Here is a 12,622-nt window from a genome sequence, read left to right as displayed (position 1 = left end):
CACTCAGTTTTACACCTTTAGTCGTGAGTTTGGATAGGCGAGCAAAGAGGTTAGGCATGGCAAGTTTAGGGTTCACCATCGCACTCCTATTAAGCGGATTTGTTGCTTGGATTTTCTGGCAACACGTGCGCTTAAACCAATTGCAAACCGTGGCGAGTCTGCCCTTAGTCTCCCATTGGTTGCCAGTGCTGTGCAGTGGAGTCTTGCTTGCCATGACGCTCGCCATCTACAGCCAAACGGGGCGTTATAGCGATTGGGACCAGGGCAAGGTAGATGAACATATTGACTACTTAGTCGCTGCCGACATCACCAAAGCCCTGCGCCATGTGGATGATGAACCCAAAAATCCGCTGGCGTTGATGTCACTCGCCCAGGCCTATAGCGCGGGTGGTAAGTATGGCGATGCGGTGCAGACCTTAGACAAGTTGCTTGCGCTGGTGGGTGAGGATGCTGAAGTGCTCGGCGCTAAGGCCAATGCCCTCTATTACCGCGATGGCCGCCAAATCACGGCAGAGACCCAAGCACTGATTGCACAGATCTTGGCGTTTGCGCCCTTTGAGCCGCAGACCCGCATGTTGCAGGCCACCGATGCGTATCTCCATGGGCGCTACTTGGAGGCCATAGACCATTGGCAGGCATTACTGTCACAGCCAAGTGTAGAGATTAATCGTGAGGCCATTTTAAACGCCATCGGCAAGGCCCAAAGCAAATTGAATGAAAGTGGATATTAATCAAGTCGCTAGCCATTTTCAGGCATGTAGGAACGATAACGATATAAATAAAAACGTCGGTATAAAACCGATAGATGGAGGATGTTGTGAGTGAAAATATAGAGAGACGGAGGTTCCTTAAAAGCGCTGGTATGTGCTCTTTGATGTTAACACCTTTAGCGGGTTGTTCGGTCAAAGAGGATGCTGACAGCGCCCATAAGCCCCATTACGTCATGGTGTTTGACCAAAATAAATGTGTCGGGTGTGGCGATTGTAAAACCGCCTGTAACCAAGCAAACAACTTACCCGCGGGTGTTTCTCGGGTGATCCTTGAGCAGCAAAGCGGCCGTGTTGAGGGGCAGGCTTGCCCACACTGCGGCAAGATGAGTTGCGACTGTGAACGTAAGTTTGTGCGGGTTTCCTGCCAGCAGTGTAAAAATGCTCCCTGTGTCACGGTTTGTCCAACGGGCGCGGCGCACCGCGATGCGAAAACCGGCATTGTGACTATGGATGCAAGCAAGTGCGCTGGCTGTAAATACTGCATCGGTGCTTGTCCCTACAACGCCCGCTACATCAACAGTGATACGGATGTGGCCGATAACTGCGATTTCTGTCTAAACAGCAAGTTAGCCAAGGGTGAATTACCCGCCTGTGTGCAGAGCTGTAAGTACGATGCACTGATTTTTGGCGATGCCAACGATCCTCAGTCCTATGTCAGTAAGTTATTGGCGGTAAAAGACTCAGTGCGGATTAAGCCGCAGTTTGGTACTGAGCCGAGCTTACGTTACATACCAATCGTCAAACTGGGAGTGTAAATATGGATACCAGTATGGAATTTACCTTAGGGCTTTCCCAAGGCGTTGCTTGGCCTTGGCCGATTGCGGTGTATTTGTTTTTTGCGGGGATCTCGGGTGGGGCCTTAACCATTGCGCTGGGGCTACGTTTTTACCTAGGTCAGGTTGAAAATACCGCCTTCTTAAAAGCCGCGACCCTGTTGTCCTTTGTCACCATTAGCTTAGGGATGTTATGTCTGGTGCTCGATTTGACTAACCCCTTATTCTTCTGGCGAATTTTGGTGTTCTATAACTTAAATTCTGTGATGTCGATTGGTGTTATTGCGCTGTCGGTGTATATCCCGTTAGTGGCAGTCGTGGCGCTTTTAGCCCTCGAAAAAGAGCTGATGGCCATCCCACAATTGAAGTTCTTAGCGCCAATTATTGCCAAGCTAAAAGGCTTTAGACGCCCAATGGAAGCGCTCGCGTTAGTGCTGGCGTTATCTGTGTGTGCTTACACTGGCTTCTTGATTTCAGCGCTGATCCGCTTCCCGCTGATCAACACCTCGGTACTCCCAGCATTGTTTATTGCCTCGGGGCTTTCTGCAGGTGGCGCCTCGGCCAAAATGCTGGCGGTGTGGTTATTTAAAGAACCCCTGCACAGCGGCGAAATGAAGATACTGCATGGCGCCGAGTGGCCAATTATGTTCGCCGAAGCCATGTTTATTTTCATGATCGCAACCGCGTTATTAACCGGTAATGCGGGTGGCCAATTTGCCTTTGCCGCCTTCCATGAAGGTGTGTGGGCAAGCGTATTCTGGATTGGTGTGGTGGGTATCGGCTTTGGTGCGCCACTGCTACTTAACTTCGCCACGGGTAAGCATTTTAGCCATTCGGCCAAAGCGTTTTATATGTCAGGAATGTGCGCGGTAGTAGGCATGATGTGTCTGCGACTCTTCATCCTGTTAGCGGGCCAAAATTACGCGATTTAACAAGGTAATAAGGCCATCGGCCTTTGATAAACCATTTCTTATCAACCCTCGTCACAAGAGGTCTGTCCCTGCAAGGTGCCTTGGCGAGGCGTTGATATTTTTCAAAGGAGTAACAGCATGAGAAAGTTCTTTGGGTTGTTATTACTCGCGCCCTTGTTATTGGGATGCAATAAGAGTGAAGCGACCGATCACCAACATAAGGCCGAGATGATCCACGAGCATGATCGTTGTCATTTGTGCGGCATGGTAATTAATAAATACCCAGGACCAAAGGGACAAGTTCACCTTAAGGCGGAGAAAATGGTGCCTAAGTTTTGCTCTAGTCGCGATATGTTCAACTTTGCCCTGCAGCCTGAAAACAAAAGACAAATTGATTACATGATGGTGCACGATGCCGCAGCGACCGATTGGGATCAGCCAGACGATGGCGCCTTTATCGATGCCGCTAGCGCTTTTTATGTTTATGGCACCAGTAAAAAAGCCGTGATGGGGCCAGCAGTGGCACCTTTTAGTACCAAAGCCGCCGCCGAAGCCTTTGCCAAGGAATACGGTGGACGGGTACTGCGCTTTGACGATATCACCCTCGAATTACTGGCCGGCGATAAGTAGGCGATTGATCATGCTGCGTTTATTGCTCCTTTGTTGGCTCTGCACCTTATCCCTTATCGGGGTGGCGCAGGAGTTAAGGGTTAAAGATACGGCTTCTTTGACTAAAGCATTGGCGCAGGCGCAGGACGGTGACACCTTAGTACTCGATACCGCGGTATATGAGGGTAATTTCAGTGTTACCCGCTCCATTCATATTAAGGGCGAAGCAGGGGCGACCCTCGATGCCCAGCGCCAAGGTAGCGCCTTAACCATTGCCGCTCCTAAGGTCATTGTCGAAGGGCTCAATATCCGCCATTGGGGGCGGGATCTTTACTACCACGATGCGGGGATCTTGTTACAGCAAGGGGCGGATCGGGCCGTTATCAAAGGTAACCGACTGATAGGAGAGGGCTTTGGTATTTATGGTGAGCATCTAGATTCCCCCGTTATCACTGATAATAGCATCAGTGGTAATGGTGCTATTTATGTTCTAGACCGGGGTGATGGCATCTATCTTAAGCGGGCCAACTCCCCGCGCATTGCTCGAAATCAGCTGATATTGGTGCGCGATGGTGTTTATTTAGAGTCGGTCAATCAGAGCAAAGTGTTCGAAAATCATTTCACTAAGCTGCAATACGGCATCCATTACATGTATACCCGAGCCGATGAAGCGTGGCATAACCAAGCCATTGCCGTCGATGGCGGTTACGCTTTAATGAATTCCAAGGAGATTTATCTGCACCACAACAAGGTCACACAGGCACGTGACTTTGGGATCTTGCTTAATATTACGGATTCGTCCCATGTACAGGCCAATGTTGCCAGTCAAATACATCACCCCGAGGGAACGATAGAGCTTGGCAATGAGGGGAAAGGGATCTTTATTTACGCGGCCCAGAATAATCGCATTCAAGACAATGAGTTTAGCCATAGCGATACCGGGATCAGTATGGCCATGGGAGGGGAGCAAAATCGGCTGTGGCACAATCGCATCATGGCTAACCAAACCCAAGTTAAATACGTTGGCGATACCTCCTTAGAATGGAGTGAACAGGGACAGGGCAATTACTGGTCCGAATATAGCGGTTGGGATATGGATGGCGATGGCATAGGCGATGTTGCCCATAGGCCTAACGACAGTTTAGATAAGTTATTTTGGCTCTACCCCGAGGCCAAATTATTAATGGATAGCCCAGTAGTATTACTGCTGCGCTGGGTTGAGCGGCAGTTTCAGCCGCAAACAGCGACGGGTATTAGTGACAGTTTTCCGCTGGTGGGTATTGCACCATTGTCGCCGATTGATGGAGGTTTTTAATGGCATATCAGGCAGTTACTATTCCCGATTTTAGATCTAAGTCCCATGTCGATATTGCCGTGATGGCAAAGGATATCAGTAAACACTACGGCAAGTTTAAGGCATTAACGGACATCCATTTTGACCTACAAGCGGGTCAAACTCTGGCATTATTGGGTCATAACGGTGCGGGTAAATCGACCTTACTTAAGTTGATCTTAGGGTTAATTCGCCCTTCGACCGGCCAGATCCTTGTGCAGGGGCAAGATGTGAGTGCCAAGCAGGCAAAAGGACGGCTATCTATAGGTTACTTGCCTGAAAATGTGAGTTTTTATGACAATATGACCGCCCTTGAGCTACTGGGGTATTTTGCTAAACTCAAGGGCGTTCACCCGGGGATGGTAAGGCAATTATTGCTGGAGTTTGGCTTGGATGCGGCCAAGGATAAGCGACTGAGCACTTTTTCCAAGGGAATGCGCCAACGCCTCGCCTTAGCCCAGGCCATACTCGCAAAGCCTAAGGTATTACTGCTAGATGAGCCCACGGTTGGGCTGGACCCCATTGCTTCAGGATTTTTATATCAAAAAATGGCGCAACTTAAGGCGCAGGGCTGTGCCATTATGGTTTGCACCCATGAATTAGCATTAGTGCAGGATCAAATGGATCGCGCCTTGATCTTAGGTCAGGGAAAGATGTTAGCTTCGGGGAATTTAACCGCCTTAAGGGCGGCAACCGCACTGCCGTTGCAAATGCGTTTACCTAGCCTATCCACGGCGCAGCGGCAACAGCTCTTGAGTGACGAATTTTTATCTCCCTTTGTTATCGATTCCACGCTTCAAGGCGTGCGCCTCAATGTTCCCGTTGCCGCTAAATCTGCGGTGATCACTCAATTACAGCGCGGCATTCACACCGATGAATTTTCCGTGGAGATGCCCAATTTACAGGATATTTTTCATTGCTATATGGCGAAGTTACCTAACGTATCCGCAGCTATGTCCGCCGATAGTCTCAATCCACCAATCTGTGAGCGGGAGCGAGTCGCATGAAGTCCGTTGATGTGTTACCTGATGTGTTACCTGATGTGTTATTTGAGGTAAGGCCGCTAACGACCCTAGGGTTAATTTTCACTATTGCCGCCAAGGAGTTTAAGGATAACCTGCGCAATCGTTGGCTGCTGATGATGAGTGGCATACTGCTATTGCTGTCCCTTTGTGTGAGTTTTATGGGCAGCGCCGTCTCAGGCCATTTAGTGATGTTAGATCCTGCTCAGCTCATCTCAAGTTTAGTGACCTTAAGTGTATTTATCTTGCCCCTAGGGGCGATTCTACTGAGTTACGATAGCTTTGTGGGGGAGAAGGAGTCGGGCACTTTGCTGTTGTTACTCACCTATCCATTAGCACCTTGGCATATTGTCTGCGGTAAGTTTTTAGGTCACGGCGGCGTGATGGCCGTGGCCTGCTTTTTAGGTTTTGGTATTACCTGTGGCTTACTGCTGTTTTTAGGGGCAACTGACGCGAACATTCCGCTATTAATGGGGTTTATCCACTTGATCTGTAGCAGTATTTTGCTGAGCCTCATTTTTGTGTTGATCGGTTATTGGGTCAGTTTAGCTGTGCAAGAAAAGGCCAAAGCCCTTGGTATTTTGCTACTGCTGTGGTTTGTATTAGTGCTGGTTTACGACCTTGTGCTGCTAACGGCATTAGTGGGGCTGGCCGATAGTCTTAATCGTGAATGGTTTAATGTGGTGATTTTACTTAATCCAACTGACTTATTTAGGGCATTAAATTTGCTCGCCAATCCTGCGGAAAATTTAGCCGCTAAAAGTAGCCTTGCCCTCGTGGCTCAAACAGGGCTAAGCCTGCCATTAATGTACGCCATCTTAACGGCTTGGGTTGGGATATTGCTGCTAGGTTGTACGGGATATTTTAAACGAATCGAAGTTTAACACCAGCTAAATTAGTGTAATTTTGTGCTTATTAAACAATAACTAAAGTGAGTATAGGGTCACAGTCTTCCATGTTGTTAAAAGGTAAAATAAGCCATCTTGATTAGGTGATTGCATATCATCGTTTTCATGGGAAATATCTATGCCACACTATGGTTGCTTGTTGCTAAGGTAATCATTCCCTATCAGTTTTGGCTGAGTTTTTGAGCGTTCAACATGCATAAAATAACCTCCTACTTAATGTTAGATGGGCAGGCAAAACAATTGGTCGACCGTGTCAATGGCACATCGATTGGTTTAACCTTTTCAGAATATGCTGTGTTAGTGCTGTTGTTATCCTCCCCCGATGCGATTTTCACTAAGGAAGAATTGCTTGAAGTGGGTTGGCCAGATAGGGTGGTTGCGCCCACCTCTTTAACCCAGTGCATCAGTACTCTACGTAAGAAATTAGAGCCTTATACCGAGGTGCAACTCAAGACGGTGGCGCGTCGCGGTTATCAGTTACACGTTTCCGAACAGTCCCATGTAAAAATGTTGGCGATTAACGATGCCGATGCGATCCGCGATGCGATTGTGGGTGTCTCTGCTTGGACTAAAGTGGCTGGTATTGCCCTGCTAGCGATTATTTTGGGGATCATTTGGTATGCCAGTGACCACCATGCGGTGGTTAAGCATGCGGCTAAATGGCACGCCGATAAATTTATTAGTTTGAACATAGGTGGCACCTTAGGCTCGGCGCAGTTGCTTTATATCGGCGATGAAGAGCATTTACATCCTTCATGGTGGCAAAAGCATTTAGCGCCAGAGGGGAATCATCTCGATAACTTTAAATATTTCAGTGCCTTTGCTACGACCGACGGCAAAAATTATTCTATGGCTGTTTGTCCTGAATTGGACTCTGACGCTTGTACGGGCGAGGGCATCATTAATATTACGGCGATAGATGCGAGACCCGCGGGATTGAATATGGCGGAATTTATTCCGCTCAGTAAAAAAATGGAGCAGCGCATCCGCTATAACCGTATTGTCCTGCCCGTGGACGATAAGGGTAAGGGGGAATTGCTTGAGCATAACTACCATGCGGATATTTACTTCCCCGTAGCGGGTGAGCTTTTGGTGCGCACCGATTTGAGTATGTCTTTGGTTTATGAAGGGGAAAATAAAGGCAAGTTCTATTCAACCTCCTGCATTACCGATCAGGACTGTATCACTACTCCCATAAAGTACACTGTGCGGGGGGAATTTGAACAATATCAAACCACAATTAATGAACTACAAGTTGATGTCTTCCACGTAAAAGTAGTACAAAAAGAGTTAACTAAGCCAGATGAGGTGAGCCCGTCGGCGATGCATTTTTACCGTGAGATCCGCAAACATGATATCCGCGATGAGGACTTATTCTACTATCGGATTTATCAAAACCAACATACTGCGGTGTGGATAGTGCCTCAAATGGGACACTTGCTCGCTTGGACACAGTACACCCAGATTAAGCTGTAAATGCAGCGATTCAATCTATCTAAGCCGGCCACAGCGTCGGCTTTTTTGCGCTTGTAATCTAACCGATTGAGCCATCAACCACAGGATTTTTGCTGAGTATGAGGCATAAATATCTGCCCTTGGGATAGCGTGAACAGATTAGATATTTGCTCTAATAGGTATTAGACTGCTTACCCATTAATTGAACCGAATCACCCCTTTGATTCCCTTCGTATTAATCAATACCACCATAAATACAATAAAAACGAGGAACTCTCTATGACGGACCGCCTGATCCCCGCGCTGCTATTGTCTACAACTGTGCTGGCAGGACTCACTGCTTGTGGTGATAACAGTCAAGACAATACGGCAAAAACCAGCGATACCGCCCCAAAGACGGAAGCCGTCGTGGCCCAAATGCCGATTGGCATTAATGTCGCCGCTATGACTGCCACGGTAAAACCCGGCGATGATTTTTATGCCTATGCCAACGGCGAGTGGATGAAAACCACTGAAATCCCAGCCGATCGCTCAAGCACTGGGGCATTTTTAGTCGCGTTCCAAGAGACTGAAAAACATAAGACTAGCCTGATTGCCGAGTTGGTTAAGGCCGAACATGCGACTGGCAGCGACGCCGCCCGTATTGCCAACTTCTACAAGGCTTACACAGATACCGCCGCCATTGATGCCGCGGGGATGAAACCCGCCGAGGCCGATTTAGCCCGTTATGAGGCCATTGCGAGCAAACAAGATCTGTCTGCGGTATTAGGCCAAAACCTGCGCGCCGATGTTGACCCGCTTAATGCGACTGATTTTTATACTGAAAACCTGTTTGGGATTTTCGTCACCCAAGGCCTAGCGACACCGGGCGAAGTCTTACCCTATTTTTTACAGGGGGGTTTAGGGCTACCGGAGCGCGAATATTACCTATCCGCCGATCCTAAAATGGTTGAGATCCGCACCGCTTACCGTGCTTATATTGAAGCCCTACTCAAGGATGCGGGCATAAGTGATGCCGCTACACGCGCCGATCGTATTTTTGCCCTTGAGCATAAGATAGCGAGCGCCCACACCAGCCGTGCAGACAGTGAAGATTTTACTAAAGCCGCGGCAGTTTGGAGCCGTGCCGACTTTGATGCTAAGGCACCGGGTATCGATTGGACCGCCTTTTTAGGGGCTGCGCAGCTCAGTGAACAACCTAAATTTGCCGCTTACCATGGCGCGGCGATGACAGGACTCTCGGCCCTAGTGGCATCTGAGCCCTTAGATGCATGGAAAGATTGGTTAGTGTTCCATCATATCAATAGCCATGCCGATGTGTTGCCATCGACTATCGACAATACGGCGTTTGCCTTTAATGGCACTAAGCTGTCTGGTACGCCAGAGCAGCGTAGCCGCGATAAGCGTGCCTTAGCTGCGCTCGATGAATACCTAGGTGATGCCGTAGGCCAAGCCTATGCCGAGCAATATTTCCCTGCTTCGGCCAAGGCGGAAGTGAGCACTATGGTGGACAATATTGTGCTTGCCTTTGGTAAACGAGTTGCCGCCCTCGATTGGATGGACCCCGCCACTAAAAAAGAAGCCCTCGCCAAAGTAAACACTATGGCCGTTGGCGTGGGTTATCCCGATAAGTGGCGCAATTACGATGCCTATACTGTTTCGCCAACCAATGCCTACGCTAATGCCATCAATGGTGAAAAAGTAGAGTACAGCCACCAGTTAGCCAAGATTGGTAATCCAATGGATAAGGGCGAGTGGTGGATGACGCCGCAAGTGGTTAACGCGGTCAACTTGCCCGTGCAGAATGCGCTTAACTTCCCCGCGGGGATTTTACAGCCGCCATTCTTCGATGCTAAGGCCGATGCCGCCTATAACTATGGTGCGATTGGCGCCGTGATTGGCCATGAGATCAGCCATAGCTTCGATAACAATGGCGCGGCCTTTGACTCGACGGGCGCGATGCGTAACTGGTGGACTCCAGCGGATTTTGCCCAGTTTGCCAAACAAGGTGAGGCACTGGCGAAGCAGTTTGATACCTATGCACCCTTCCCCGATCTGCATGTGAATGGCAAGCTGACCTTAGGTGAAAATATTGCCGACGTGGCAGGTTTAGCCGCCGCCTATGATGCCTACCACGCCTCCCTTCAAGGGAAAGATGCCCCAGTGATTGGCGGTTTTACGGGCGATCAACGCTTCTTTATCGGCTTTGCGCAAACTTGGGCAACAAAGATGCGTGATGAAGCCCTGCGTGCCCGCGTCGCCACCGATGGCCATGCACCTGGCATGTACCGCGCGCTAACGGTGCGTAACTTAGATGCCTGGTACACAGCATTCAATGTGAAGCCTGGCGACAAGCTGTATTTAGCGCCAGAGGATCGCGTTAAGATCTGGTAAGTTTATTGGGTTGATTTGAAAGCAAGGGGAACGCTAGCGTTCCCCTTTTTCATTAACGATTTTGCAGGCGGTTATAATCCAGCCAACCGCTTTCTATCGGGTGATTGTCGAAAAAGATCTGATTGAGTTCGTCACTAAAGGCCCAAAACTTCGGATCAGTACGGCGTACACCCACCATATCTAACAGTGCCTCATAGTCTTTCTCGGTTTGCATTTGCTCTACTGTCGCCACGACGTTAGGCAAATCCTGTTCTTTCACTCGCCAAAATGCCTCAGGATAACTGCCCAATAAGCCATGCACTAAAGTGACATCATCTTTAGCGGGTTCGCGGTTACTGGCCTCATTAAAGAGACTCGAAATATTACGATGGGCGCTATTGCGAACTAAGGTAAAAACTTCAGCTTTACCCGCTTTTTCAGGCTCGACCATGATCATCGTCAGCTCAGGTAACAGGGTCGCTTGCGTACCTTTTAATCGACCTAATGCCTGTAACAGCGCCTTGCTGTTGGCTTGCAAGTGACTGTTTTCTATTTGATATCGATTCGGCTGAACCTTAGCGACCTTCTGCCCGAGTTTTTGATACAGTTCGCCCTTGAGGTCGTCGCTATAGTAGAGCACGCCCGTTGGCTGATTAAAGGTGTTGATATCCCCCGCGATAAACGCCGTGAGCTGAGTGCCAGCCCCTTGATACCAATCACTAAATTGTTTGCGTCTTTCCTCCTGCGGTAACAAGGTCAGGAAATTTGATTCCCCCTCCATGCGTAAAAAATCCATATATAAGCGAGTTAATAGCTGGTGGCCGTAGTTACCATACACATCGAAACCCGCGACCAGTAAATAGTGGATACGCTCCAGTAAGGCGTAATCGATAATCCAAGCGGTTTTGGGCGGTTCGCCGACTAAGCCTTTGACTACAGTGGCATTATCGAAGTGGCGAAACACTGTCAGGCTAGCATTGTCATTGTTGTCGTCGCCATCCCAGAGACCGTCGATAGTGAGGTGTTGGCCGTTTTTGAACTTCTCGTTCAAGAACTGATTACGCGCCCGCATATACTTGCCTTGCTTGGCGGCATATTTTACCCAAGTTACGGCGAGTGCCGTACTTTCCTCCTCCGCTGGCATACGTAGGTTTTCAATTTGGGATTGGTAGAAGGTCCTAAAATCCGTGTCGTCCATATAATCTGGGGTAACAAAGTACACCCAGAATCTGTCGTTAATCACATTGAGCGCCACCTGACCACGGCACACTGGGCCTTTGATAAAGCCCATAATGGTGTCTTGAGCGCGGGTCAGCATAAAGCGATAGCGTGCGCCGGCAGGAATTTGAATAAAGGCTTCTAAGGGATTGGCTGCAATGCTCGGCTGGTAGCTCGGCAGCTGAGTCACTGAGTAATCCGCATCGATAAACCATTGCTGCCAGTCATGTAGCAAGCCAGAATTTAAGGCGTAGGGGATGTGGGTTTTGTCGACTATGGTTGCCCGATAAGGTCGAAAACGGTAATACACACGTTCCACCTTTGGATCGTCGAAGGGACGACGGGAGGCGATAATATCCAGCGCTTGCCCCGGCGGCGTCCTCGAACGGACTAATTCGAAAAATAGAGGTTGGGCGTTCGGCTGATTTAAAGATTCAAAATATAAGTGGAAGGCAAACAAATGCTCGTAGATGTAGCGTGCGCTTAATTGGCTTTTTAAACTGTCGCCGTTTAAGAATTGCTCCCAATGGGTGATTTCCGTTATAAATTCAGGGGCAAGTGATGGCGCGAACGGCAATGGCGCACCTTGTTCGAGCCAATGCATCAACACTTGATGTTCATTCGCATTCAGTGCTGGCAAGCCGTAGGGCATACCCGCAAACGGTTGGCTTTGCTCGTATTTGTCCATTTCCTCTAGGTTGGCGCATTGCTGAACTCTGTCTAGGCTGAAATCAAAACGCTTATCTAAAATCTTATCTTCAGGCAGGGGATGCATTTGCTTAAGCGTGAGCATTCTGGCCAATACTGAGGCTTGGGTATTGGCTTCTGGGGTTTGATCGCGCTCGTTTAGCATGGGGTAAAATCCGCGTTGACGCCAAGCTTCTGGGGTAAAGGCATCGACAAATAAGCGATTAGGTGTGGCAGCGACTAAGCGTGTGCCTTGATAGACTTTTTCTTTACTCGCCCCGCGTTCTATGCCTTCGCTTGAGGTCATTTTGAGCTGGCAGGGGGCATCATAGCAGGCATGGCATACCACGCAGCGGCTATTGAGAATTGGCTCAACTTGTGTGTGCACAAACTCGGCCTGTTGAATAAATTGGCCGTTAAGCTGCGCATTCTCGACGCGCTTTTGCGGTGAGCTAGTGCCAAACAGCGCATTGAAATCAATTTGCGCTACGCTGGCACATCCCGTCACCAACAGCACTGTGGTCAATAACAGCTTTTTCCATATTCTTTTTATCGCGTCCATT

At 48.9% G+C, this 12,622-nt stretch carries 10 protein-coding genes; 9 read left to right on the top strand and 1 reads right to left on the bottom strand.

What is annotated here, in order from left to right; genetic code table 11:
- Positions 1-56: 56 nt before the first annotated feature.
- The 9 genes from JFT56_RS17175 (at position 57) to JFT56_RS17135 (ending at position 10,175) form a co-directional block, all read left to right on the top strand.
- The gene (locus JFT56_RS17175) at positions 57-731 is read left to right on the top strand and encodes a tetratricopeptide repeat protein (RefSeq protein WP_198781199.1); all 675 of its coding nucleotides are present in this window, start codon (positions 57-59) and stop codon (positions 729-731) included.
- 86 nt (positions 732-817) lie between these two features.
- Positions 818-1,525, top strand: coding sequence for a 4Fe-4S dicluster domain-containing protein (locus JFT56_RS17170; RefSeq protein WP_198781198.1), 708 nt, complete (start codon positions 818-820; stop codon positions 1,523-1,525).
- A gap of 2 nt (positions 1,526-1,527) precedes the next feature.
- Complete coding sequence (nrfD, locus tag JFT56_RS17165; protein ID WP_198781197.1) at positions 1,528-2,475, top strand: NrfD/PsrC family molybdoenzyme membrane anchor subunit; 948 nt, start codon at positions 1,528-1,530, stop codon at positions 2,473-2,475.
- A gap of 117 nt (positions 2,476-2,592) precedes the next feature.
- Positions 2,593-3,084, top strand: coding sequence for a nitrous oxide reductase accessory protein NosL (locus tag JFT56_RS17160; RefSeq protein ID WP_198781196.1), 492 nt, complete (start codon positions 2,593-2,595; stop codon positions 3,082-3,084).
- 10 nt (positions 3,085-3,094) lie between these two features.
- Positions 3,095-4,378 carry a nitrous oxide reductase family maturation protein NosD gene (nosD, locus tag JFT56_RS17155; RefSeq protein ID WP_198781195.1) on the top strand — a complete coding sequence of 428 codons (1,284 nt, stop codon included), beginning with the start codon at positions 3,095-3,097 and terminating at the stop codon, positions 4,376-4,378.
- Positions 4,378-5,403: an ABC transporter ATP-binding protein gene (locus JFT56_RS17150; RefSeq protein WP_198781194.1), complete on the top strand. Its 1,026-nt coding sequence runs from the start codon at positions 4,378-4,380 to the stop codon at positions 5,401-5,403. Before nosD ends, JFT56_RS17150 begins: the two co-directional genes overlap by 1 nt.
- Positions 5,400-6,302 carry an ABC transporter permease gene (locus JFT56_RS17145; protein WP_198781193.1) on the top strand — a complete coding sequence of 301 codons (903 nt, stop codon included), beginning with the start codon at positions 5,400-5,402 and terminating at the stop codon, positions 6,300-6,302. Before JFT56_RS17150 ends, JFT56_RS17145 begins: the two co-directional genes overlap by 4 nt.
- 216 nt (positions 6,303-6,518) lie before the next feature.
- Positions 6,519-7,802: a winged helix-turn-helix domain-containing protein gene (locus JFT56_RS17140; RefSeq protein ID WP_198781192.1), complete on the top strand. Its 1,284-nt coding sequence runs from the start codon at positions 6,519-6,521 to the stop codon at positions 7,800-7,802.
- A 258-nt stretch (positions 7,803-8,060) separates the two neighbouring features.
- The gene (locus tag JFT56_RS17135) at positions 8,061-10,175 is read left to right on the top strand and encodes a M13 family metallopeptidase (protein WP_198781191.1); all 2,115 of its coding nucleotides are present in this window, start codon (positions 8,061-8,063) and stop codon (positions 10,173-10,175) included.
- Between the two features lie 52 nt (positions 10,176-10,227).
- On the opposite strand, the gene JFT56_RS17130 is transcribed toward JFT56_RS17135, so the two are convergent.
- Positions 10,228-12,621, bottom strand: coding sequence for a fatty acid cis/trans isomerase (locus JFT56_RS17130; RefSeq protein WP_198781190.1), 2,394 nt, complete (start codon positions 12,619-12,621; stop codon positions 10,228-10,230).
- Position 12,622 lies beyond the last annotated feature (1 nt).

Source organism: Shewanella putrefaciens, from assembly GCF_016406305.1.
Classification (GTDB): Bacteria; Pseudomonadota; Gammaproteobacteria; order Enterobacterales; family Shewanellaceae; genus Shewanella; species Shewanella putrefaciens_C.
Note: the sequence above shows the minus strand (reverse complement) of the source record. Positions and strands in the feature narration are given on the sequence as shown.

Coding starts and splice junctions, on each gene's coding strand:
- JFT56_RS17175 (WP_198781199.1), top strand. CDS start 57: ATGGCAAGTTTAGGGTTCACCATCGCACTCCTATTAAGCGGATTTGTT.
- nrfD (WP_198781197.1), top strand. CDS start 1,528: ATGGATACCAGTATGGAATTTACCTTAGGGCTTTCCCAAGGCGTTGCT.
- JFT56_RS17160 (WP_198781196.1), top strand. CDS start 2,593: ATGAGAAAGTTCTTTGGGTTGTTATTACTCGCGCCCTTGTTATTGGGA.
- nosD (WP_198781195.1), top strand. CDS start 3,095: ATGCTGCGTTTATTGCTCCTTTGTTGGCTCTGCACCTTATCCCTTATC.
- JFT56_RS17150 (WP_198781194.1), top strand. CDS start 4,378: ATGGCATATCAGGCAGTTACTATTCCCGATTTTAGATCTAAGTCCCAT.
- JFT56_RS17145 (WP_198781193.1), top strand. CDS start 5,400: ATGAAGTCCGTTGATGTGTTACCTGATGTGTTACCTGATGTGTTATTT.
- JFT56_RS17140 (WP_198781192.1), top strand. CDS start 6,519: ATGCATAAAATAACCTCCTACTTAATGTTAGATGGGCAGGCAAAACAA.
- JFT56_RS17135 (WP_198781191.1), top strand. CDS start 8,061: ATGACGGACCGCCTGATCCCCGCGCTGCTATTGTCTACAACTGTGCTG.
- JFT56_RS17130 (WP_198781190.1), bottom strand. CDS start 12,621: ATGGACGCGATAAAAAGAATATGGAAAAAGCTGTTATTGACCACAGTG.